This window comes from Xanthomonas sp. AC360 (genome assembly GCF_979258225.1).
The window spans coordinates 174,526-197,397 of record NZ_OZ409846.1; the positions used below are offsets into that span (position 1 = coordinate 174,526).

Annotated in this window: 17 protein-coding genes and 1 other RNA gene; 8 read left to right on the forward strand and 10 right to left on the reverse strand. The window is 65.4% G+C overall.

The features are described 5' to 3' along the window. Positions 1–45 precede the first annotated feature (45 nt). From recG to kdgD, 8 genes are all read right to left on the reverse strand, one after another. Positions 46–2,190 (reverse strand): ATP-dependent DNA helicase RecG, encoded by a 2,145-nt coding sequence (recG, locus tag ACZZ0O_RS00705; protein WP_463591948.1) that lies wholly within the window; start codon positions 2,188–2,190, stop codon positions 46–48. 39 nt (positions 2,191–2,229) lie between these two features. Next, positions 2,230–2,610: a RidA family protein gene (locus ACZZ0O_RS00710; protein ID WP_022972872.1), complete on the reverse strand. Its 381-nt coding sequence runs from the start codon at positions 2,608–2,610 to the stop codon at positions 2,230–2,232. A 651-nt stretch (positions 2,611–3,261) separates the two neighbouring features. Continuing rightward, positions 3,262–4,803: a galactarate dehydratase gene (gene garD / locus ACZZ0O_RS00715; protein WP_463591949.1), complete on the reverse strand. Its 1,542-nt coding sequence runs from the start codon at positions 4,801–4,803 to the stop codon at positions 3,262–3,264. A gap of 35 nt (positions 4,804–4,838) precedes the next feature. Continuing rightward, positions 4,839–6,110 (reverse strand): OprD family porin, encoded by a 1,272-nt coding sequence (locus ACZZ0O_RS00720; protein ID WP_463591950.1) that lies wholly within the window; start codon positions 6,108–6,110, stop codon positions 4,839–4,841. A gap of 76 nt (positions 6,111–6,186) precedes the next feature. Then, entirely contained in the window at positions 6,187–7,542 is a 1,356-nt protein-coding gene (gene gudD, locus ACZZ0O_RS00725; RefSeq protein WP_463591951.1) for a glucarate dehydratase, read from the reverse strand. Between the two features lie 19 nt (positions 7,543–7,561). Then, positions 7,562–8,941: an MFS transporter gene (locus ACZZ0O_RS00730; RefSeq protein WP_115513770.1), complete on the reverse strand. Its 1,380-nt coding sequence runs from the start codon at positions 8,939–8,941 to the stop codon at positions 7,562–7,564. A 116-nt stretch (positions 8,942–9,057) separates the two neighbouring features. Next, on the reverse strand, positions 9,058–10,638 hold the full coding sequence (locus ACZZ0O_RS00735; protein ID WP_463591952.1) for an aldehyde dehydrogenase (NADP(+)): 1,581 nt from the start codon (positions 10,636–10,638) through the stop codon (positions 9,058–9,060). Beyond that, entirely contained in the window at positions 10,638–11,555 is a 918-nt protein-coding gene (gene kdgD / locus ACZZ0O_RS00740) for a 5-dehydro-4-deoxyglucarate dehydratase (RefSeq protein WP_463591953.1), read from the reverse strand. Before kdgD ends, ACZZ0O_RS00735 begins: the two co-directional genes overlap by 1 nt. A 298-nt stretch (positions 11,556–11,853) precedes the next feature. Between kdgD and ACZZ0O_RS00745 the strand changes: the two genes are divergently transcribed. Further along, on the forward strand, positions 11,854–12,723 hold the full coding sequence (locus ACZZ0O_RS00745) for a LysR family transcriptional regulator (protein WP_055848622.1): 870 nt from the start codon (positions 11,854–11,856) through the stop codon (positions 12,721–12,723). A gap of 84 nt (positions 12,724–12,807) precedes the next feature. Here ACZZ0O_RS00745 and ACZZ0O_RS00750 read toward each other — a convergent pair. Together ACZZ0O_RS00750 and ACZZ0O_RS00755 are read right to left on the reverse strand one after the other, a co-directional pair. Next, positions 12,808–12,884: non-coding RNA, sX9 sRNA (locus tag ACZZ0O_RS00750), on the reverse strand. A 61-nt stretch (positions 12,885–12,945) separates the two neighbouring features. Next, positions 12,946–15,117, reverse strand: coding sequence for a RelA/SpoT family protein (locus ACZZ0O_RS00755; RefSeq protein WP_055848620.1), 2,172 nt, complete (start codon positions 15,115–15,117; stop codon positions 12,946–12,948). 199 nt (positions 15,118–15,316) lie between these two features. On the opposite strand from ACZZ0O_RS00755, the gene ACZZ0O_RS00760 reads away from it, so the two are divergent. The 7 genes from ACZZ0O_RS00760 (at position 15,317) to ACZZ0O_RS00790 (ending at position 22,798) form a co-directional block, all read left to right on the forward strand. Further along, positions 15,317–16,015, forward strand: coding sequence for an HAD family hydrolase (locus ACZZ0O_RS00760; protein ID WP_463591954.1), 699 nt, complete (start codon positions 15,317–15,319; stop codon positions 16,013–16,015). A gap of 25 nt (positions 16,016–16,040) precedes the next feature. Further along, positions 16,041–16,994, forward strand: coding sequence for a sugar-binding transcriptional regulator (locus ACZZ0O_RS00765; protein WP_055848614.1), 954 nt, complete (start codon positions 16,041–16,043; stop codon positions 16,992–16,994). A 185-nt stretch (positions 16,995–17,179) separates the two neighbouring features. Continuing rightward, positions 17,180–18,523 carry an ABC transporter substrate-binding protein gene (locus ACZZ0O_RS00770; RefSeq protein ID WP_082473468.1) on the forward strand — a complete coding sequence of 448 codons (1,344 nt, stop codon included), beginning with the start codon at positions 17,180–17,182 and terminating at the stop codon, positions 18,521–18,523. Between the two features lie 130 nt (positions 18,524–18,653). Next, positions 18,654–19,949, forward strand: a complete 1,296-nt coding sequence (locus ACZZ0O_RS00775; RefSeq protein WP_463591955.1) for a carbohydrate porin — start codon at positions 18,654–18,656, stop codon at positions 19,947–19,949. A 102-nt stretch (positions 19,950–20,051) separates the two neighbouring features. Continuing rightward, positions 20,052–20,921, forward strand: coding sequence for a carbohydrate ABC transporter permease (locus tag ACZZ0O_RS00780; RefSeq protein WP_055848611.1), 870 nt, complete (start codon positions 20,052–20,054; stop codon positions 20,919–20,921). A gap of 1 nt (position 20,922) precedes the next feature. After that, positions 20,923–21,753, forward strand: a complete 831-nt coding sequence (locus ACZZ0O_RS00785; protein ID WP_228324605.1) for a carbohydrate ABC transporter permease — start codon at positions 20,923–20,925, stop codon at positions 21,751–21,753. 25 nt (positions 21,754–21,778) lie between these two features. Continuing rightward, positions 21,779–22,798: an ABC transporter ATP-binding protein gene (locus ACZZ0O_RS00790; RefSeq protein WP_463591956.1), complete on the forward strand. Its 1,020-nt coding sequence runs from the start codon at positions 21,779–21,781 to the stop codon at positions 22,796–22,798. Positions 22,799–22,872: the final 74 nt, after the last annotated feature.

Below are 22,872 nucleotides of genomic sequence, written 5' to 3' on the forward strand. Positions count from 1 at the left end.
CTTGCTTTTACGATTCCCGATTCCCGATTCCCCACTCCCCGCCACTCAAGCGGCGGCATACCGCACTGCGCTGCCGATCCAGCGTGCGACGACACGGTCGGCGATCTCCGGCGCTTCGGCCAGCAACCGCTCGGCCAGCACCTGCACGCGCGGCAGCAACCCTGCATCGCGTGCCAGGTCGGCGATGCGGAAGCTGGCCAGACCAGTCTGCCGGGTACCAAGCAATTCGCCGGGACCGCGCAATTCCAGATCCTTTTCTGCAATCACAAACCCATCGTTGGTCTGGCGCATGGTTTCCAGGCGTTGGCGCGCCATCATCGACAGCGGCGCCTGATACAACAGCACGCAACTGGACGCTGCGGCGCCGCGGCCGACGCGACCACGCAGCTGATGCAGCTGCGCCAAGCCAAGACGCTCGGCGTTTTCGATGATCATCAGCGAGGCGTTGGGCACGTCCACGCCGACTTCGATCACCGTGGTGGCGACCAGCAGATCGCTGCGGCGCTGCTTGAAATCGAGCATGGCCTTCTGTTTTTCGGCGGGCTTCATGCGGCCATGCACGAGCGCGACGCGCACACCGGGCAACTGCGCCGATAGGGCCTCGAAGGTGACTTCGGCAGCCTGCGCTTCGATGCGCGGCGGGCCAGCCGGTGCGGCCTTGCCGGGCTCCTCGCTTTCTTCGATGAGCGTGCACACCCAATACGCCTGCCGCCCTTCGGCGCAGGCGGCGCGGATGCGTTCGACCAGATCGGGGCGCCGTTCTGCGCTCAGGACAATGGTCTGCACCGGCGTACGGCCGGGTGGCAGTTCGTCGATGGCCGACACGTCCAGATCCGCGTAGGTCGACATTGCCAGGGTGCGCGGGATCGGCGTGGCAGTCATCACCAGCTGATGCGGCACGCTGCCGGCGCCCGCCCCCTTGTCGCGCAGTGCCAGACGCTGATGCACACCGAAGCGGTGCTGCTCGTCGATGATGGCCAGCGCCAGGTCGTGGAAGACCACCGCTTCCTGCATCAAGGCATGCGTGCCGACCACCACCTGGGCCTGGCCGGAGGCGACCTCGGCCATCGCCGCAGCGCGCGCCTTGCCGGTGACCTTGCCAGCCAGCCAGACGATGCGCACACCTAGCGGCTCGAGCCAGCCGCGCAGGTTGGTGAGATGTTGCTCGGCCAGCAGTTCGGTGGGCGCGGCCAGTGCGACCTGCTTGCCCTGCTCCACCGCCAGCATCGCTGCCAGGGCCGCAACCACGGTCTTGCCGCTGCCGACATCGCCCTGTACCAGCCGCAGCATCGGCGAGGGCTGCGCCAGGTCGTGCGCGATCTGTTCGAACACGCGTTGCTGCGCACCGGTGAGCTGGAACGGCAATGCGGCGCGCAGCCGCTGCACCAGCGTGCCGTTGCCGGGCAACACGGGCGCATGAAACCGCTGCAGGGCGATGCGTTGGCGACGCAGGCTGAGTTGGTGCGCAAGCAGTTCTTCGAGCGCCAACCGCTGTTGTGCCGGGTGCCCGCCGGCGAGCAGCTGCTGCGGGTCGGTGTTCACCGGTGGGCGGTGCATGGTCAGTAATGCAGTGCGCAGCGAAGGCAGGTGTTCGTCCTGCAGCCAATGCGGCGGCAGCAATTCCAGTGCGGCTTCTGGCGGCAACCGCTCGAGCGCCTGGCCGATGAATTTGCGCAGCGTGGCCGGGCCGACGCCTTCGAGCACCGGATAGACCGGGTCCAGGCTGTCGCCCAGTTGCGCGTCTTCATCCGCCGCCAGCACGCGGTAACTGGGATGGACAATTTCCCAACCGTTCTGGCCGGGCTTGGGCGTGCCGAACACGCGCACGCGCGTGCCGACCGCAAACTGCGCGACCTGCGCGGCGCGAAAATGAAAGAAACGCAGCACCACGCTGCCGTGCGAGGCGTCCGAGATCGCCACGCGCAGCACCGGACGGAAGCGGAAGCCGCGCTCCACCGCCTCCACGCGCCCCTCGATCTGCGCCGGCACGCCGCTTTGCAACTGCGCGATCGTGGTCAGCCGGGTACGGTCTTCGTACCGCAGCGGCAGATGCAGCCACAGGTCCTGCACGCTCAGGATGCCGCGCGCGGCGAACTTGTCGGCCACTTTCGGGCCGACGCCGGGCAGGCTGGACAGCGGAGCCTGGCCGGCGACGGCCAGGCTCGGCGTGGCGACGCGCGCTCGCGGCACGGCGGGTCGGATCAGTCGCGCCGGATCACTCGAGCACCATCACTCGAGCACCATCACCGCATCGACTTCGAAACCGGCGCCCTTGGGCAGGCCGGAGACTTCGATGGTGGAACGCGCCGGGAACGGGGCCTGGAAGTAGTCCTGCATCACCGCATTGACGGCGGCGAACTGGCCCAGGTCGGTGAGATACAGACCCAGACGCACGATCTTGTCGAGCGAGCCACCGGCGGCTTCGGCCACGGCCTTGAGGTTGTCGAACGCGCGGCGCGCCTGCGCACCGATGTCGCCCGGTACGATCTCGCCGGTGGCCGGATCCAGCGGGATCTGCCCGGAGAAATACACGGTGTTGCCGGCGCGCACTGCCTGCGAGTAAGGGCCGATGGCGGCAGGCGCCTGGTCGGTATGGATGATCTGGGACATGGCGACTCCGTCAACACTGAAAACGAACGCGCATTGTATCGGCGCATGCCGTTGACGGGCGAATGGGAGGATCTGCGGTGACGGCGCGAGGGCGTTGGCTGGTGGCGTAGCGGCGGGTTGCGTGGTGGCTTGGGTATCTTGCGATGGTGGTAATGGTGATGGTGGCCGTGGCTGTTTGTTTTCGCCTACGCGAGATGGTTTCGGTGCGGCTGTACGTGTGCGTTGTTGGCGGCTGCGTGAGAGAGCACGAGGCTGCGCACGTACCCTCATCCGCCCCTGCGGGGCACCTTCTCCCGGCGGGAGAAGGGAAGTGGCGAGCCCCTTTGTTGCTGGGAACGGCTAGGCCCTCTTCTGCGGGAGGGGGTTGGGGTGAGGGTCCGGGCGAAGCCACGTCACGTGACTGGCGCCATGGCGCGGCAAGCGCTGCGTCGCCGCGATGCTGCAGGGATGCGAGAGATGGCGCGCAGTCGTCGCGACGCGCGGATGCGCTCACGACACCGAGGACGCGCAGCCCCACACCGTCCACACCGACTCTGCACAGTCCACACCGACTCTGAAAAACCGACCACGCCTGCGCGGCAGCGGAACAGTCGCGCCAAGCGTTGTGTCGTGCCGCCGCCCGGGAACGCAGAGACGCGCAAACCAGCAGGATTAGGTAATCGGCGCCGGATTGAACAAGGCCAGATCGTTATGCAGGCGGTGATGCTCAGTCCAGGTGCGCTGGCCGCTGGCTACGTCCAGATAGCGTTGGAACAACTCCCAGCCCAATTGCTCCAGCGTCTTGGCGCCGGTCGCCACGCCGCCGGCGTCGATGTCCATCAGGTCGGACCAGCGCTGCGCCAGTTCGCTGCGGGTGGCGACCTTGATCACCGGCACCATGCCCAGGCCGTACGGCGTGCCGCGCCCGGTGGTGAAGACATGCAGGTTCATGCCGGCCGCCACCTGCAACGTGCCGCAAACGAAATCGCTGGCCGGGGTGGCGCAGTACTGCAGCCCGCGTCCTTTGACGCGCTCGCCGGGCGGCACCACGCCATTGATCGGCGAGGCGCCGGATTTGGCGATCGAGCCCATTGCCTTTTCGACGATATTGGCCAGCCCGCCCTTCTTGTTGCCGGGCGTGGTGTTGGCGCTGCGGTCGGCCTGGCCGCGCGCCAGGTAGGCGTCGTACCAGGCCATTTCGCGCACCAGCGCCTTGGCCACCTCGGCAGTGGCGGCGCGCGGCACCAGCAGGTGGATGCCGTCGCGCACTTCGGTATTTTCCGAGAACATCACCGTGGCACCGGCGCGCACCAGCAGGTCGGCGGCGACGCCCAGGCCCGGGTTGGCGGTGACGCCGGAAAATGCATCGCTGCCGCCGCATTGCATGCCCACCACCAGTTCGCTGGCCGGCACGGTTTCGCGGCGACGCAGGTCCAGATGGCGCAAACGCTCTTCGGCCATGGCCATGATCGAGCCCACCATGTCGGCAAACCCCAGACTGGCTTCCTGCAGGCGGTAAACGGCGCTGTCGTCGGCACTGGCATCGTCCGGCAGCAGGCGCTCGGGTGCGAGTTTTTCGCAGCCCAGGCCCACGATCAGCGCCTGCCCGCCGAAGTTGGGGCTGCGCGCGATGTTGCGCAACGTGCGGATGGGGATGATGGCTTCGGGCGCGGTGATTGCCACGCCGCAACCGTAGACGTGATTGACCGCCACCACGTCGTCGACATTGGGATACTTGGGCAGCAGCTCGGCACGAATACGCTCCACTGCATGACCGAGCACACCCACCACGCACTGCACGCTGGTCATGATGCCCAGGATGTTGCGCGTGCCGACGCTGCCATCGCGGTTGCGATAACCCTGGAAGGTGTAGCCCTCCAAGGGCTCGGGTGCGGGCGCCGCTTGCAGCGACAGATCCAGCGCAGTCAGATCGGGCGCTTCGGGCATGTCCAGCAGGTGTTCGCTCACCCAGGCGCCGCGCGCGATGTCGGCATTGGCGGTGCCGATCACTGCGCCCAGGCGGATCACCGGCGCGCCGGCGGGCAGGTCGAGCAGCGCCATCTTGTGGCCCTGCGGAATGTGCTCGATGGCGGTGAGCCCGTCCGGAAAAGTGGCACCGGCCGGCGCGCCGTCATCGTTGACGACAATGGCGACGTTGTCGCGCGCATGGGCGCGAATGCTGAGCCAACGGGCGGGTTGCTGGGTTGCGGACATCGTAAGGCTACCTTGCAAGCGTGGGGTGGAGTGCATTACCGGTCGGGGCTGTCGAACTGACGGCGGTACTGCAGGATCAAGCGGTTTTCATCGACATTGCGCTGGTAATTGGAGCGGAAGGTGCCGTTGAACCAGATGACGCTCACATGCTTGAAGCGCTCGCTCTGGAATTGATAGGTGGTCAAGACATCGCGGGCCCATTCGCGGCCTTCGCCGGCATAGGTTGCCGGCTGTGCATGGTCGCCGCTGATGTAGCGCGCCATGACGCTGAGCCCGGGGATGCCGATGCTCTTGCCATCGATGCTGTAACGCAGCTGCCAGCTGCGCTCGCCGCGTTCGAGAAAGTCGTTGATGAAGGTCCAATTGAAGACATTGCCGTCGGTGCCGCCCGGCCAGGGCATGGCGCTGGGGCCGGACAGGCGTTGATAGCCGGCGCCGAATTCCTGCCCACCCGTGCGCCAGGACAGCATGCTGCTGAACATGCGGTTGTCGATCGGCCCGGCACGCGATTGGCCGATGTCATCGGTGCGGAAATAGCGCAGGTCCACACGCAACTGATCCTTGCCGAATTTATGCGTCTGGATCAGGTTGTAGAGCTGCTGCCGGTAGATGTCTTCCATCACCGCGCCCTGATAGCGCAGCTGCGTGCCGGGTGCAGCGCTGTAGGTAGCCGAGACCAGATTCAACGCATCCGAATCCGGCGTGCCCAGAAAGCGACGGTTCTTGTTGGTCAAGGTGATCGGCACACGCGAATCGCCGTCGCGGTACCAGGCGCTGGTGAAGCGGGCCAGCAGCAGATCGAGCTTGGGCACGTCCTTGGATTCCAGCGTCACGCCTTGAAACGTCTCCGGCATGATGCGGGTGATGCTGGCGCGCACCAGCGGCTCGTTGGGGATGAAGCTGCCCCACTTCAATTCGGTTTGCGAGGCGCGCAGTTTGAGCGTGGGTGCCACTCGCGTCAGTGCATGTTGCGCGGTGCCGTCGTCGTTATTGGGCAGCAGGCCGGTGCCGCCTTCGGCGCGCACGCCATCGAGCTTCAAATCGCCGATGCCGAGCAGATCCAGCCCTACCCCGATCGGGCCGTGCGTGTAGCCGCTCTTGGCATCGACCACGACGCCCTGCGCCCATTCGGCACGCTTGCCCTGCCCTTCGCCGCTGCGGAAATCGCGGTTGTAATAGAAGTTGAGCGCGGTGACCTCGGCCGTTGCGCCATTCCAGAATCCTGCGTCCGGTTCCTGCGCACGCGCACGTCCGCCCGCACCGACCGCCAGCAGCGCCGCGCTGCCGAGTGCCATTACATGTTTCATCGACCAGCTCTCCACCTGCCAGACCTCTTGGACGCAGCCGCTGCATGCCGTGCATTCGGCTGCAGCCACCGCACGGTTAGCGCACCAGGCACGGCTGCTTGTTGTCGAAGGTCCAGTTGGGAATCAAGGCCTGCATCGCGGCAGCATCATCGCGCGCGCCCAGGCTCAGACGTTGGTAAGTGCGATGCGCCGCTTCCAGCGCATCCATATCGAGTTCGACACCCAAGCCGGGCTTTGCCGGCACCTGGATCTGGCCACCGACGATCTGCAACGGGTGATGGGTCAGGCGTTGGCCGTCCTGCCAGATCCAGTGCGTGTCGATCGCCGTCACCTGCCCCGGCGCTGCGGCGGCCACGTGGGTGAACATCGCCAGCGAAATATCGAAATGATTGTTGGAATGCGAGCCCCAGGTCAGGCCCCAGTCGCGGCACAGTTGCGCCACCCGCACCGAGCCTTGCAACGTCCAGAAATGCGGGTCGGCCAGCGGGATATCCACCGACTGCAACTGGATGGCGTGGCCCATCTGCCGCCAGTCGGTGGCGATCATGTTGGTGGCGGTCGGCAAGCCGGTGGCGCGACGGAACTCGGCCATGATCTCGCGGCCGGAATACCCCTCCTGCGCACCGCACGGGTCTTCGGCATAGGCCATCACGCCGTGCATGTCGCGGCACAGGGAAATGGCTTGATCCAGCGACCACGCGCCATTGGGGTCCAGCGTGATGCGCGCCTGCGGAAAACGTTCGTGCAACGCGACAATGGCCTCGATTTCGTCTTCGCCACGCAATACACCGCCTTTGAGCTTGAAGTCGCGAAAGCCGTATTTTTCGTAGGCCGCTTCGGCCAGGCGCACGACCGATGCCGGCGTCAAGGCTTCCTGGTCGCGCACCGCCTCCCAGTCATCGCGGGCACCGCTGCCGTCGCGATAGTCGAACCCGGTCTTGCGTCGGTCGCCAATGAAAAAGAGGTAGCCCAGCACGTCCACCGCGTCGCGTTGCTGGCCTTCGCCGAGCAGGGCAGCGACCGGTTGATCGAGGAATTGCCCCAGCAGATCCAGCAACGCCGATTCGATGGCGGTCACCACGTGGATGGTGATGCGCAGATCGAAGGTCTGCAGACCACGTCCGGCGCTGTCGCGGTCGGCAAACGCGGTGCGCACCTGATTGAGGATGCGTTGATACTCGGCGATGGAGCGGTCGCGAATGAGCGGCGCTGCCTCGTGCAGCAAGCCGGCGATGGCCGCGCCGCCAGGCACTTCGCCCACGCCGGTGCGGCCGGACGAATCGCGCAGCACCAGCACATTGCGGGTGAAATACGGGGCGTGCGCGCCACTGAGGTTCAGCAGCATGCTGTCCTGGCCGGCAACCGGCACCACGCGGATGTCGGTGATGCGCGGCGTGGCGCCGATGCTTGCAGGTGCGGTGTGGATATTCATCGAAAGTCTCCGAAGACGGTCACAGCGGTGCGGGCACGGGCATGGACGGGCCGCCGGGCGGCGCCTTGAGTTCCACGCGCTTGATTTCGCCCACCACCACCAGATAGGACACCACCGCCAGCAAGGCATTGAGCCCGACGAACACCAGCGCCCATTCGAAGGTGCCGGTGGTGGACACGATGTAGCCGATCACGATCGGCGTGGTGATGCCGGCGATGTTGCCGAAGGTATTGAACAGGCCACCGGACAGGCCGGCGATTTCCTTGGGCGAGGTGTCGGCCACCACCGCCCAGCCGAGTGCGCCGATGCCCTTGCCGAAGAAGGCCAGCGCCATCAGCCCCACCACCATCCATTCGGCCTGCACGTAGTTGCAGCCGATCATCGTCACCGACATCAACATGCCGACCACGATCGGCGTCTTGCGCGAAACGGTGAGCGAATAGCCACGCCGTACCATGCGGTCGGACACATAGCCGCCCAGCACGCCGCCGATAAAGCCGCACACTGCCGGCAACGAGGCCACAAAGCCGGCTTCCAGGATCGACATGCCGCGCTCCTTGACCAGATACACCGGAAACCAGGTCAGAAAGAAGTACGTCAGCGTGGTGATGCAGTATTGGCCGATGTACACACCCAGCAACATGCGGTTGCACAACAGCTGTTTGGCGTAATGCCACTGCGTGCCCTTGGGCTGGCTACCGGGCTTGTTGCCCTGCTCCATGTCCACCAGCGCGCCGTTGCGCTGGATATAGTCCAGCTCCTGCGCGCTCAAACGCGGATGTTCGCGCGGGGCATAGATGGTCTTGCGCCACACCAGCGCCAGCAACACGCCCGCCGCACCCATCACCAGAAACACGTGTTCCCAGCCCCAGGCGTGCACCAGCCAGCCCATCAGCGGCGCGAAGGCCACGGTGGCGAAGTACTGCGCGGAATTGAAGATCGACGCGGCCAGGCCACGCTCGGCGGTAGGGAACCACGCCGCCACGATGCGGCTATTGCCCGGAAAGGACGGCGCTTCGGCAATGCCGACCAGAAAGCGCAGCACGAACAAGGTGGTGACCGCCCAGGTCACAGGCACCCAGTCGATAAAGCCCTGCAAGGCGGTGAACAGCGACCAGATCAGCAGCGACAGGCCGTACACGCGCCGCGAGCCGAAGCGATCGAGCAACCAGCCGCCGGGAATCTGCCCGGCCACATACGCCCAACCGAACGCAGAAAAAATGAAGCCCATCTGCAGCGCGTCGATGCCCAGCGCATCCTGGACCGCGGAACCGGCGATGGACAAGGTGGCGCGATCTGCATAGTTGATCGTGGTCACCACGAACAACATCAGCAAGATCAGGTAGCGCCTGCGCGGAACCGTCGTTGAACCGACTGTCTTTGAATCGATAGCCATCATCGTTCCTCACCTATGACGATGGAAGCGCACTGCGCTCCGGTACTCCAAGTGGCGCCTGCAGATGGCGCACCGGACCCTCCTCCGGCACGCCTCAGGCATCGTTGCCGCCGCCGCTGTCAGTCGTGCCCCAGCGCGCCATCGACGCGTCGCCACAGCCCGAGCGGGTTGCCGTGTGCCAACGCGGCAGGCAACAGCGCGGCAGGCAGATCCTGGTAGCAGACCGGGCGCAGGAAGCGATCGATCGCCAGCGTGCCCACCGAGGTGCTGCGGCTGTCGGAGGTGGCCGGGAACGGGCCGCCATGCACCATCGCGTGGCAGACCTCCACACCGGTGGGCCAGTCGTTGACCAGGATGCGCCCGGCCTTGCGTTCCAGCACCGGCAGCAACGCGGCGGCCAGGTCGGTATCGCCCGCATCCATGTGCAAGGTGGCGGTGAGCTGGCCTTCCAGATGCTCGCTCAACGCGCGCAGCTGAGCGATGTCCTTGCAACGCACCAGCAGCGAGGAGGCACCGAAGACTTCGGCCTGCAGCGCTTCGTCGGCGAGAAATGCATCGGCGTCGGTGCCGAACAATGCGGCCGGGCAGCGCCCCGCTTCCGGTGCGGCGCCACGTGCCAGCGTGCTGACCTGCGGATGCGCGGCCAGACGCTGCACACCCTGCGCATAGGCCTGGCCAATGCCTGCGGTGAGCATTGCTGCCGGCGACACCGCTTGCAGCGTTTGCGTGGCCGACGCGATAAACGCATCCAGCGCCGGCGAATCGATCGCCAGCAGCAAACCGGGGTTGGTGCAGAACTGCCCCGCGCCCAAGGTCAGCGAGCCGACGAACGCTTTGCCCAGATCGGATGCCCGCGCCTGTAGCGCCTGCGGCAGCAGATACACCGGATTGATCGCACTCATCTCCGCATACACCGGAATCGGCTCGCGGCGTGCGGAAGCGATCTTGACCAACGCCATGCCGCCAGCGCGCGAGCCGGTGAAACCCACCGCCTTGATGCGCGCGTCGGCCACCAGGTGCGCACCGATCTCGATGCCGGCGTCGAACAGCAGCGAGAACACGCCTTCGGGCAGCCCGCACTGCGCCACCGCCGCCTGGATCGCACGGCCCACCAATTCCGACGTGCCCGGATGCGCGCTGTGCGCCTTGACCACCACCGGGCAACCGGCCGCCAATGCCGACGCGGTGTCGCCACCGGCCACCGAGAATGCGAGCGGGAAATTACTGGCGCCGAACACCGCCACCGGCCCCAGTGCGATATGCCGCTGGCGCAGATCCGCGCGCGGCAATGGCGTGCGTTGCGGCAGTGCGGGGTCGATGCGGGCCTGCAGCCAGCTGCCTTCGCGCACCACGTTGGCGAACAGACGCAGCTGGCCAACGGTGCGTCCGCGCTCGCCTTCCAGACGCTGGCGCGGCAGGCCGCTTTCGCACATGGCGCGTTCGATCAATGCATCGCCCAACGCCAGAATTTGCTCGGCGATGGTTTCCAGAAAGACCGCGCGCGCTTCCAGCGGCGTTTCGCGATAGGTGTCGAACGCCGCCTGCGCCAGCGCGCAGGCCTGCTGCAGATCCTGTGCGCCCACCGAACCGAACGCCGGCTGCAATGCCGCGCCGCTGGCCGCATCCACCGCATGGAATTCCGCCCCGGCGCCGCGCACGCCGCGCTGCCCGATCAGCGATTCGCCCTTGATGGTGTGCATCAGCGGCGGCCTCCGATCAGTTGTTTGAGCTGCGCGAATTCGTCTTCATTGAGATCAGCCAATGGCGTACGTACCGGACCGGCCGGGCGGCCGACCGCGCGCATGCCGGCCTTGACGATAGACACCGCATAACCGGCGCGACGATTGCGCAGCACCGTGTACGGCAACACGAAGTCGTTGAGCTCGCGGTAGATGGTGGCGTGGTCGCGCGCGCGCACCGCCGCATAGAACGCCAGCGCCCACTCGGGCAGGAAATTGAAGATGGCCGACGAATACGTGGTCACGCCCATTTCCAGATACGGCAGCGCGAAGGTTTCGGCGGTGGGCAGGCCGCCCACGTACAACAGCCGGTCGCCCAGTCGCGCATAGATGCGGGTCATGCGATCCACATCGCCGATGCCGTCCTTGTAGCCCACCAGGTTGGGGCAACGCTCGGCCACGCGCGCCAGCGTTACATCGTCGAGCTTGGCATTGGCGCGGCCGTAGACGATCACGCCCAGCCTGGTCGCCTTGCAGACGCGCTCGACATGGTCGGCCACGCCGTCGGCATCGCACTCGGTGAGGTACGGCGGAAACAGCAGGATGCCGTCGGCATCGTTGCGCTCGGCGGCCTGCGCCATCTCGATCGCAATCGCAGTGCCATAGCCGGCCGGGGCGATCACCGGCATGCGGCCAGCAGTCTCGGCGACGGCTGCGCGCACGGCGCGGTTCACTTCGTCCAGCGTCAGCGAAAACAGCTCGCCGGTGCCGCCCGCCGCAAACAGGCCGGCGGCCGGATGCGAGGACAGCCAGTCCAGGTTGCTGCGGTAGGCGGGTTCGTCGAAGGCCAGGTCGGCATCGAAATGGGTCACCGGAAACGACAACAGCCCGGCGCCAAGCGCTTGGGCCATTTCGGACGGGGTGTATCTGCTGCTCATCGGACAAACGCTCCTGGGCGGGGGATGCGGTTGATCCTAGAAACGCAGATCGTTGCTGGTCCAAACCAAAGGACGTATTGTTTGATACACAAGTTGAATCAATTGCATCACAAACTGACGTAGTGCGCCGCAAATGGCTGCTTTGCAACGCTTTTTCGACGCGACGTAATTATGGGTGGTTGCGTCCGCCAGCGTCCTTTCTGGCCGAGCGTCGCCTATTCATTCGTGCTGGCCGCGCCGGGATGTTGCGGGTGCAGCATCCGATTCGTGTGTTTTTGCAATGCGAGGCCCGCCCGCCATGTTCGATCTGCAACAACTACGTTGCTTTGTCGCCGTCGCCGACGAACTGCACTTCCGGCGCGCAGCCGAGCGCCTGAACATGACCCAGCCGCCGCTCAGCCGGCAGATTCAGCTGCTGGAACACAGCGTCGGCACTGCGTTGCTGGAGCGCAATAGCCGGCATGTGCGGCTGACCCAGGCTGGCCGCAGCCTGCTGGCCGAAGCGCGCGCAATCTTGCGCATGGCCGAGAATGCCGGGCTGCGTGCGCGCCGGATCGGCACCGGCGATGCCGGCAGCGTGTCGGTGGGTTTCACCGCCGGTGCCAGTTACCGCTTCCTGCCCGAGGCGATTGCGCGGTGGCGCAGGCAAGCACCGGATGTGGATCTACAGCTCAAGGAGATGGTCAGCCTGGCGCAACTGGACGCGCTGGACGCCGGCCGGCTGGATATCGGCCTGCTGCGCCCACCGATCCAGCGCCAGGGTCTGCACAGCCGCTGCGTGGCACGCGAACCGCTGATCGCCGCGCTACCGGAAGACTCCCCACTGGCGCAACACGACAGCCTGCGCCTGCAGGATTTCGACGGGCAGCCGCTGGTCAATTACGCACCCGATGAAGCGCGCTATTTCTACGATCTGCTGGCGCAGTTGTTCGGTGCGCGCGGCATCGCGCCGCGCTCGGTGCAGTACGTCAGCCAGATCCACTCTGTGTTGGCGCTGGTGCGCGGCGGCATGGGCATGGCACTGGTGCCCGAAGGCGCCAGCGGCCTGCGTTACGCCGGCATCGTGTACCTGCCACTACGCGATGAAACCCCTGCCACGCCGGTGGAATTGCATCTGGTGTGGAAGCAGGACAACGACAACCCTGCGCTGCGTCGCCTGATCGCCTGATCGCCTGAGCCAGACAACGCGTTTGAGCTGTCACACGGCCGCTGCAGCGCAGCCACTGCCCAACGCAACGATCCGATCTAGAGCGGCTAACACCACGTAACGAGCAGTCGTCACGTGGTTGTGGACGGCGCGCTCAGAACCGGAACAGACCCGTGGTACATGCCGCACCGAGTACCGCCCGCGCCCGCCTGGCGGTGAGCGCTGGCCTTTTGTTAGATGCTCTTACTGGCGACCCACGCTCTGCACCACATGCAGGCGCCGCAGCCGGCGCATCACTTCGGCCAGATGGCGGCGGTCGCGCACCTGGATATTGAAGCGCAGCACCGCCGCATTGAAGTCGCGGTCCAGGTAGTCCACACGTTCGATATTGGATTTGCTTTGCGCGATCGCTGCGGCCAACTGCGCCAGCACGCCGGTGCGGTTTTCCACTTCCACCACCAGCGCGGTGTCGTAGTCGCCGGTGACGTTGGAATCCCAATCGATCGGCACCCAGCGCTCGGGCGATTTGCGCAGCTCGGCCAGGTTGGGGCAATCCAGACGGTGCACCACGATGCCCTTGCCGGCGGTGTGGTAGCCCATGATTTCGTCGCCGGGGATCGGCTGACAACAGTTGGCGAAACTGATCACGCCGCGCTCGCTGCCGTCGATCAGAATCTTTTCGTGCGAGTGCTTGGAGTGCCCGCCGCCGCGCAATTCCGCGTACGCCATCAAGGCCTGTGCGGCCTGGGTGGGCATCCAGTTGCCCAATGCGACGTCGGCGAGCAGCGCTTCCAGGCGCGGGTAACGGTGTTCGTTGAGGAAGGCATCCAGCCGGCCCTTGGGCAGGCGTTCCAGCGAAGAGTCCATCGCTTCGAGCGCGCGATCGAGCATGCGATGGCCCAGCTGCACGGCATCTTCGTGTTCGAGCTGCTTGAGCTGGTGGCGGATCGCGGTACGCGCCTTGCTGCTGACCACAAATTCCAGCCACTGCGGCTTGGGCGTGGCCGAACGCGCGGTGATGATTTCCACGGCCTGCCCGCTGACCAGCTTGGTGCGCAAGGGCACCAGCTTCTTGTCAACGCGCGAGGCCACCGCGCGGTTGCCCACGTCGGTATGCACTGCGTAGGCGAAGTCCAGCGCGGTGGAATTGCGCGGCAGCGCCAGGATCTTGCCCTTGGGCGTGAACAGATAGACCTCGTCCGGGAACAGGTCCACCTTGACGTTGTCCAGGAACTCCAGCGACGAGCCGGCAGCGCGCTGCGAGTCGATCAGCTCCACAATCCAGTCGTGCGCGCGGCTCTGCGCACTATTGGGCGAGGCCGAGCCCACCTTGTAGGTCCAGTGCGCAGCCACGCCGCGCTCGGCGATCAGGTCCATTTCTTCGGTCCGGATCTGCACCTCGATCGGCGAGCCGTAGGGACCGAACAGCACCGTGTGCAGTGACTGATAGCCGTTGGCCTTGGGAATCGCGATGAAATCGCGGAAGCGCCCGTCCAGCGGCTTGAAGGTGGCATGCACCGCGCCGAGCGCGTGATAGCAATCGGCCACGGTGCGTACCACCAGCCGGAAGCCGAACACGTCCATCACCTGGTCGAAGGATTTGTTCTCTTCGTGCATCTTGGAATAGATGCTCCAGGGCGTCTTGATGCGGCTGACCAGCCGGTGTTCCAGCCCTTCCTTGGCCAACCGCTGTGACAGCTGCACTTCCACCTGCGCCATCGATTCGCGCCGCACCACCGGCTGGCTGCGGATATGTTTTTCGATGATGGCGTGACGCCACGGATACAGCGCGCGGAAGCCCAGGTTCTGCAACTCGGACTTGATCAGGCTCATGCCCAGGCGCTGGGCGATGGGTGCGTAGATTTCCAGGGTTTCGCGCGCGATGCGGCCGCGTGCCTCGGTGCTCTGCGCGCCGAGCGTACGCATGTTGTGCAGGCGGTCGGCCAGCTTGATCATGATCACGCGCAGATCGCGCGACATCGCCAGCAACATCTTGCGGAAGCTTTCCGCCGCCGCTTCCTGGCGGTCGCGGAACTTGAGCTTGTCCAGCTTGGTGACGCCATCGACCAGCTCGGCCACCGCTTCGCCGAATTCGGACGCCAGTTCTTCGCGCGTCAGCGGCGTGTCTTCGATGGTGTCGTGCAGGATCGCGGCGATCAGCGATTCCATGTCCAGGCCCAGCTCGGCAAGCACGCCGGCCACCGCCACCGGATGGGTGATGTAGGGCTCGCCGGACTTGCGGGTCTGGCCGGCATGCGCCATGGCGCCGACTTCCCAGGCACGGCGCAGGATCGGCAGCTGCTCCTTGGGAAGGTAGCTGGCAGCGCGTTCGAGGTGCAGGACGTAGTCGGGGATAGCCGGGTCGGAAGACGGGGACGTCGCCACGGTCGCCTGGGCAGTGGGGCCTGGGTTCATGCGCGAAGACTATGCCAGTGGCCGGTTTGCGGCAACGCGGCATGCGTGCCGCACGCGCCGGCGGCCGGCGATCGGTCGCTGTGCGGCCGCTTCACGCCAGCCGCGGCGGCCACAGATGCGCTATCTGCAACTTTGCCCAGCGAGGTGATATTTGCCCGACTGCTACACTCGGGCCCGCGTTAGTCCAGGGACCTTACTCATGCACGCTCCGCCCGACCTGCTGATCTTCGACTGCGACGGCGTGCTGGTCGACAGCGAGCCGTTGGCGTGCGCGGTATTGGCCCAGGCACTGCAACAACACGGCGTGGACATCGACATCGACGGGGTCCAGCAGCACTTCCTCGGGCGCAGCCTGGGCAGCGTGCGCGCGCATGTGCAGACGCTGGGGCGCACGCTGCCGGACACCTTCGAGCGCGACCTCAATACCGCGTTGCTGGCCCGCTTTGGCACCGAATTGCAGCCGATCCCGGGCGTGGCCGCTCTGCTGGATGCAGTGCAGACACCGCGGTGCGTGGCCTCGTCCAGCCATCTGCAGCGAGTGCGCCTGTGCCTGCAGGTCACCGGCCTGGCGGAACATGTCGGTGCGCACATCTACACCGCCGAGCTGGTCGCCCGCGGCAAGCCTGCGCCGGACCTGTTCCTGCTCGCCGCCGACCGCATGCAGGTGGCACCCGCGGCCTGCCTGGTGCTCGAAGACAGTCCCAGCGGCGTGCAAGCCGCATGCGCGGCCGGGATGCAGGTGTGGGGGTTCACCGGCGGCGGCCATCACCGCGCAAGCGCTGCGGCGGCCGCGCGGCTCGCTGCCGCAGGCGCATCACAGGTGTTTGCAGACATGCCGGCCATCGCCACCGCACTGGGCGCCATCGGCACCAAGCGCCTGGGCACTACGTTAGGCTGAGACTTCCACGCAGACAGATGTGACGATGGCCAACCCCGATAACGACACCAGCCGACTCGATGCCGCAGCCAGAGCGGGCTGGCTGTACTACATCGCCGGCAACACCCAGGACGAGATCGCGCGCAAGCTCAAGGTCTCGCGCGCCACCGCGCAGCGTCTGGTGTCGTTGTGCCTGAGCCAGCGGTTGATCACCTTCCGGCTGGAACATCCGATCGCCGCCTGCATGGATCTGGCCGCGCAGTTGCAGGACCGCTTTGGCATGCGCTATTGCGAGGTCGCGCCCACCGATCCGGCCGACCCGCACCTGGTCACCGGCGTCGCCGAACGCGCTGCTGCGCTGCTGGAATCCACCTTGCGCAGCGATAGCCCGAGCATCATCGGCATCGGCACCGGCCGTGCCATGCGCGCGGCGGTGGAGCGCATTCCTGCGATGCAGACGCGCAATCATCAGCTGGTTTCGCTGGTCGGCAACATTTCCCCGGATGGCTCGGCCAGTCCGTTCGATGCAGTGGCCCGCCTGGCCGATCTGACCGGCGCGCAGCACTACCCGATGCCGCTGCCGGTGTTTCTGTCCTCGCAAGAAGAACGCGAAACGCTGCTGGGGATCGAAGCGGTGCGCCGGGTCCGCGCGATCGCCGCAAAGGCCGATCTGCGCCTGGTCGGTGTTGGTCAGCTCGATCAGACCGCGCCGCTGCATGTGGACGGCTTCATCAGCCGCAACGAACTGCTGGACCTGATCCGGCTGGGCGCGGTGGGCGAAGTGATCGGCTGGGCGCTCACCGCAGCCGGCGACATCATCGATGCAGGCACCAACCTGCGCTTGACCAGCGTGCCGCATCCGGTGCCGGCCACCAGCCTGTCGATCGGCGTGGCCGTGGGCAACGCCAAGGTGGGCCCGATCAAGGCCGCGCTGAAGGGCCGCATCCTCAACGGTCTGATCACCGACGAGCACACCGCCAAGGCCTTGCTCGCCAGCTGAGCGGAGCGCATCGCAGCGGGCGTAATGGCAGTTCATTGCTGAAATTTCCCGGCATGCGCGGGCGCCTTGGCGTGCGCCGCGATGCTGCGCTGCAAGATCGAAAGTGCTTTACAGCGTGGCGACGTCGTGGGCATATGCGCATCACACGGGCATTTGCTCAACCAACCTCAAGCTGAGGCACCGGTATGAACACTTCGATCAAGACCCTGATCTGCGCGGCACTGAGCGCATCACTGGCGGCATGCGGCGGAGGCGCGAACAACAGCGACGCTGCGTCCAAGCAGGACACCCTGGTCATCGCCACCGTCAACAACGGCGACATGATCCGCATGCAGAAGCTGACCTCGGATTTCACCGCCACCCATCCGCAGATCAAGCTCGAGTGGGTCACCCTGGAAGAGAACGTGCTGCGCCAGCGCGTCACCACAGACATCGCGACCAAGGGCGGCCAGTTCGATGTGCTGACCATCGGCACCTACGAGGTGCCGATCTGGGCCGAGCGCGGCTGGCTCAAGCCGCTGACGTTCGATGCCGACTATCAGGTGGACGATCTGATCCCGCAGATCCGCGATGCGGTCAGTCACAAGGGGCAGCTGTATGCAGCGCCGTTCTACGCCGAAGGCTCGATGCTGATGTACCGCACCGACCTGCTGCAAAAGGCCGGCCTGAGCATGCCGGCGCAGCCTTCGTGGAGCTTCGTGGCCGAGGCCGCCCGCAAGATGACCGACAAGCAGGCCGGCATCTACGGCATCTGCCTGCGCGGCAAGGCCGGCTGGGGCGAGAACATGGCCTTGATCAGTTCGATGGGCAATGCCTTCGGTGCGCGCTGGTTCGACGAACAATGGAAACCGCAGTTCGACCAGCCGGAATGGAAGGCCGCACTGCAGACCTATGTAGATGTCATGAAAGACGCCGGCCCGCCGGGTGCCGCGTCCAATGGCTTCAATGAGAACCTTGCGCTGTTCACTGCAGGCAAGTGCGCGATGTGGGTCGATGCCACGGTGGCCGCATCGTTCATCAGCAACCCGAGCGAATCCAAGGTGTCGGACAAGGTCGGTTTTGCCGCGGCGCCGGATGCCGGCAAGGGCAAGACCACCGGCTGGCTATGGGCCTGGAATCTGGCTATCCCGGCAAGTTCGAAAAAGGCCGACAAGGCGCAGGCATTCATCGCCTGGGCCACTAGCAAGCACTACACCGAACTGGTGGCCGGCAAGGAAGGCTGGGGCAATGTCCCGCCGGGCACGCGCCAGTCGCTGTACGCCACGGCCGAGTATCTCAAGGCCGCCCCCTTCGCCAAGCAGACGCTGGCCGCCATCCAGGGCGCCGATACCCATCACCCCACGGTCAAGCCGGTGCCTTACGTCGGCGTGCAGTACGCGGCCATCCCCGAGTTCCAGTCGATCGGCACCACGGTGGGCCAACAGTTTTCCGCGGCGCTCACCGGCTCGATCAGCGTGGATGAGGCATTGAAGAACGCGCAAGCCGCCACCGAGCGAGAGATGCAGCGGGCCGGCTACCCCAAGCGCTAAGCGCAGCGCTCGCTACGTTTTATCAGCTGCTCCAAGTACAGGTCCGTTGGGCCGGGCACCCTGCCCGGCCCGCCCCTGGCCACAGCCATGCTCCGGCGTTACGGCGCCGCACCTTCCCACGAGGCAATCGATGAAGATCAGGCACACCACACCTGCGCTGACGATGTTGCTCGCTAGCCTGGCCTGCACACAGGCCAGCGCCCAGGCATTCGATCCGGACAAACACATCGGCGGCGACTGGGGCGGCCTGCGCAGCAAGCTGGCCGATGACGGTATCCAGTTCAAACTGGCGCACTTCAGCCAGACCGCCCACAACACCTCCGGCGGACTCCGCGAGCGCACCGCCTATGCCGACCAATTCTTCCTGGGCGGGTACTTCGATCTGGAACGGCTGTGGGGCTGGTCCGGCGCCGATTTCAAACTGGAGATCACCAATCGCAACGGCGAGTTGATCAACAACACCGCCGGCATCCCCACTCTGTTGCAATCACAGCAGATTTTTGGACGCGGCGATGTGACGCGCCTGACCCAGTTCTCGCTGACCCAGCGCCTGCTCGACGACAAACTGACGCTGAAAGCCGGCCGCCTGTATCCCAGCGCCGATTTCTTCGCGCTCAACTGCAACTACCAGCACCTGACCTTCTGCAGCGGCGGCTCGTCCAACTACATCAGCAACAACTGGTATGGCGACCCGCTCAGCGCCTGGGGCGGCGTGGTCACTTTCAGCCCGGACAAACGCTGGTTTTTCCGCGTGGGCGGCTACGATGCCAACCCGCAAAACCGATCCACCGACCAAGGCTTGAAGCTCGGCACCTCCGGCGACGACCACGGCACCATGCTGGTGGCCGAAGTGGAGTACAAGCCCGACTACGGCAATGGCATCGATGGCGACTACCGCATCGGTGCGACCCGCAACAGCAACGATCAACTGCGCGTCTACACCCGCTCGGGCGTGCCGACCAGCCTCGGCACCGATCTGGCCGCGCTGCAGGACACTGATCGCGCGTTCTACGCCAATTTCGAACAACAGGTCACCAGCAATGGCGCCGGGGGCGGCTTGCGGCTGTTCGCAAGCGTCATCGACGCCGACGACGAGGTCAGCACCGTGGGCCAGGTGCTGGCGATCGGCGGATTCTGGAAAGGACTTTCCGCTGCGCGACCGAACGACCGCATCGGCGTGGCCGTCGGCCGCAATGCGCTCAGCGACCGTTTGCGTGCGGCGCAAACCCGCTACAACCAGCGCTTGCCTGCGGGCACAGCGGCCATTGGTGTGCAGCGCTACGAATACCCCATCGAGCTCAATTACAACATCGCCGTCAGCCGCGGGATCGAAGTCATGCCCAGCGTGCAGTACATCCGTCATCCGGGTGGACTGGATGGCGACAACGCCACCATTGTCGGCCTGCAGGTCAGCCTGAATTTCTAACGCCCACCCGGCCGTGCGTTCGACGCCTATCCCGGCGTCGACGCATCCGGCCGCTGCCATGCACTGCAGGCGCGCTGCCTGCCTCCACCCTGGACCTTGCCGATGGCCACCCATCAAACGCAAAAACTCGCACGGTTCCTGATCGCCCCGTCGATCGTGCTGTTGCTGGCCTGGATGATCGTGCCGCTGGCGATGACGGTGTGGTTTTCCACGTTGAACTACAACCTGCTCAACCCGGAACAGACCTTTGTCGGGCTGGGCAATTACCGCTACTTCCTGAGCAACCCGGCGTTTCTCTCTTCGCTGGGCAATACCTTGTTGCTGGTCGGCTCGGTACTGGCGATCACGGCCGTCTTCGGCGTGCTGATCGCGCTGCTGCTGGACCAGGTGTTCGTGGGACGCCGCATCGTGCGCTTGATGCTGATCGCGCCGTTTTTCGTGATGCCGACGGTGAGCGCGCTGATCTGGAAGAACCTGCTGATGCATCCGGTGTCCGGGTTGCTGGCATGGCTATGGCAAAGCGTTGGCCTGACCCCGATCGACTGGTTCACCCAGTACCCGATGTTCTCCATCATTGTCATCGTGGCCTGGCAATGGTTGCCGTTTGCGGTGCTGATCCTGCTGACAGCACTGCAGTCGCTGGATGAAGAACAACAGGAAGCCGCGCTGATGGATGGCGCCGGTGCGTTCGACCGCTTCTTCCATCTGACCCTGCCGCATCTGGCACGCCCGCTGACCATCGTGGTGCTGATCGAAACCATCTTCCTGCTCACCGTGTTCGTGGAGATCTACGTCACCACCGGCGGCGGGCCCGGACTGCAAACCACCAATCTGGCGTACCTGATCTATTCGCAGGCACTGCTGCAGTACGACGTGGGCGCCGCATCGGCAGGCGGATTGATCGCCGTGGTGCTGGCCAATATCGCGGCCATCTTCCTGGTGCGCATCGTCGGCAAGAACCTGGAGACCTGAGATGGCACGTCGTACCTCAACGCTGCAAATCCTCGTCACCACGGTTGCCGCATGGGTGGTCGGCGGCGTGATCTTCTTCCCGATCCTGTGGATGCTGCTGACCAGCTTCAAGACCGAGGTCGATGCGTTTTCCAGCCCGCCCAGCTTCGTGTTCTTCCATTGGACGCTGGAAAACTACGTCGCCGTGCAGGGACGCAGCGACTACTTCGCGCATGCCTGGAATTCGGTGGCGGTCTCGCTGGGATCCACCCTGATCGCGCTGGTCATCGCCATCCCTGCCGCGTGGTCGATGGCGTTCTCGCCCACCAAGCGCACACGCGGGATTCTGCTGTGGATGCTATCCACCAAGATGCTGCCGCCGGTGGGCGTGCTGGTGCCGATCTATCTGCTGTACCGCGATTCCGGGCTGCTGGATACGCAACTGGGCCTGATCATCGTGCTGTGCCTGAGCAACCTGCCGATCATGGTCTGGATGCTGTTCAACTACTTCAAGGACATCCCCAAGGACATCCTGGAAGCGGCGCGCATGGATGGCGCCACCATCGGCAAGGAAATCCTCTACATCCTGGCGCCGATGGCGGTTCCCGGCATTGCGTCTTCGCTGCTGCTCAACGTGATCCTGGCCTGGAACGAGGCGTTCTGGTCCTTGAATCTGTCCTCCTCGCAGGCCTCGCCGTTGACCGCGTTCATTGCCTCGTATTCGAGCCCGGAAGGCCTGTTCTGGGCCAAGTTGTCGGCCGCCTCGACGATGGCCATCGCGCCGATTCTGGTGCTGGGCTGGTTCTGCCAGAAGCAGCTCGTGCGCGGGCTCACCTTCGGCGCAGTGAAGTAGCTCACTCAACTTTGATAGGTGGTTCATGGGACGCATCACACTGCAAGGTGTCAGCAAATCCTTCGACGACACACAGGTCATCCACGGTGCGGATCTGGAGATCGACGACGGCAAGTTCGTGGTGTTCGTCGGCCCCTCCGGCTGCGGCAAGACCACGCTATTGCGCTTGATCGCCGGGCTGGAAGATGTGAGCGGCGGGCGCATCCTCATCGACGGCCAGGACGTGACCGGCCTGGCGCCGGCCAAGCGTGGCTTGTCGATGGTGTTTCAGTCGTATGCGCTGTATCCGCACATGAGCGTGCGCAAGAACATCGCCTTCGGCCTGAAGATGGCGCGCGTGCCCAGTGCCGAGATCGAGCGGCGCGTGGCGCAGGCCGCCACGGTGCTCAACCTCACCGATTATCTCGACCGCAAGCCCGGGCAGTTGTCCGGCGGCCAGCGCCAGCGCGTGGCGATCGGCCGCGCCATCGTGCGCGAGCCAAAGGGCTTTCTGTTCGACGAGCCGCTCTCCAATCTGGACGCGGCCTTGCGCGTGCAGATGCGCCTGGAAGTCACCCGCCTGCAGAAGCAGCTCAAGACCACCGCGGTGTATGTCACCCACGACCAGGTCGAAGCGATGACCATGGCCGACGAGATCGTGGTGCTGCAGGCCGGACGTATCGAACAGGTCGGCACGCCGCTGGAGTTGTACGAGCGCCCTGCCAATGTATTCGTGGCCGGCTTCATCGGCTCGCCGCGCATGAATCTGCTGCAGGGCGAGGTAGCCGCGCGCCATGGTGCGGTCACGCTCGGGGTGCGCCCGGAGCACATCGCCGTGCAGCGCGGCAGCCCCGCAACTGGCACCGGCGATGCCTGGCAAGGCAGCGTGATCCAGGCCGAGCATCTGGGCAGCGACACCTTCGTGTACGTGGAGATCCCCGGCGTAGGCACGGTCGATGCGCGTTGCACCGGCGATCTGCGTGTGCACGTCGGTGAAACGGTGACCCTGATTCCGGACCCAGAGCACCTGCACCGCTTCGACGCGCAGCAACAAGCGATGCGCTGAGCGCGCGCTCCCTCCCAAACCTCACTCCCCCTCGTTCCTCCCCGTTTTCGTTCCTCCCCCACGATCAAGACCAG

Excerpts from the sequence above, each read along its gene's own strand:
- ACZZ0O_RS00710 (WP_022972872.1), bottom strand. The coding sequence starts at position 2,610 with ATGTCCCAGATCATCCATACCGACCAGGCGCCTGCCGCCATCGGCCCT.
- ACZZ0O_RS00785 (WP_228324605.1), top strand. The coding sequence starts at position 20,923 with ATGGCACGTCGTACCTCAACGCTGCAAATCCTCGTCACCACGGTTGCC.
- garD (WP_463591949.1), bottom strand. The coding sequence starts at position 4,803 with ATGTCCGCAACCCAGCAACCCGCCCGTTGGCTCAGCATTCGCGCCCAT.
- ACZZ0O_RS00755 (WP_055848620.1), bottom strand. The coding sequence starts at position 15,117 with ATGAACCCAGGCCCCACTGCCCAGGCGACCGTGGCGACGTCCCCGTCT.
- ACZZ0O_RS00745 (WP_055848622.1), top strand. The coding sequence starts at position 11,854 with ATGTTCGATCTGCAACAACTACGTTGCTTTGTCGCCGTCGCCGACGAA.
- ACZZ0O_RS00790 (WP_463591956.1), top strand. The coding sequence starts at position 21,779 with ATGGGACGCATCACACTGCAAGGTGTCAGCAAATCCTTCGACGACACA.
- ACZZ0O_RS00730 (WP_115513770.1), bottom strand. The coding sequence starts at position 8,941 with ATGATGGCTATCGATTCAAAGACAGTCGGTTCAACGACGGTTCCGCGC.
- ACZZ0O_RS00760 (WP_463591954.1), top strand. The coding sequence starts at position 15,317 with ATGCACGCTCCGCCCGACCTGCTGATCTTCGACTGCGACGGCGTGCTG.
- ACZZ0O_RS00720 (WP_463591950.1), bottom strand. The coding sequence starts at position 6,110 with ATGAAACATGTAATGGCACTCGGCAGCGCGGCGCTGCTGGCGGTCGGT.
- gudD (WP_463591951.1), bottom strand. The coding sequence starts at position 7,542 with ATGAATATCCACACCGCACCTGCAAGCATCGGCGCCACGCCGCGCATC.
- ACZZ0O_RS00770 (WP_082473468.1), top strand. The coding sequence starts at position 17,180 with ATGAACACTTCGATCAAGACCCTGATCTGCGCGGCACTGAGCGCATCA.
- ACZZ0O_RS00735 (WP_463591952.1), bottom strand. The coding sequence starts at position 10,638 with ATGCACACCATCAAGGGCGAATCGCTGATCGGGCAGCGCGGCGTGCGC.
- kdgD (WP_463591953.1), bottom strand. The coding sequence starts at position 11,555 with ATGAGCAGCAGATACACCCCGTCCGAAATGGCCCAAGCGCTTGGCGCC.
- ACZZ0O_RS00775 (WP_463591955.1), top strand. The coding sequence starts at position 18,654 with ATGAAGATCAGGCACACCACACCTGCGCTGACGATGTTGCTCGCTAGC.
- ACZZ0O_RS00780 (WP_055848611.1), top strand. The coding sequence starts at position 20,052 with ATGGCCACCCATCAAACGCAAAAACTCGCACGGTTCCTGATCGCCCCG.
- ACZZ0O_RS00765 (WP_055848614.1), top strand. The coding sequence starts at position 16,041 with ATGGCCAACCCCGATAACGACACCAGCCGACTCGATGCCGCAGCCAGA.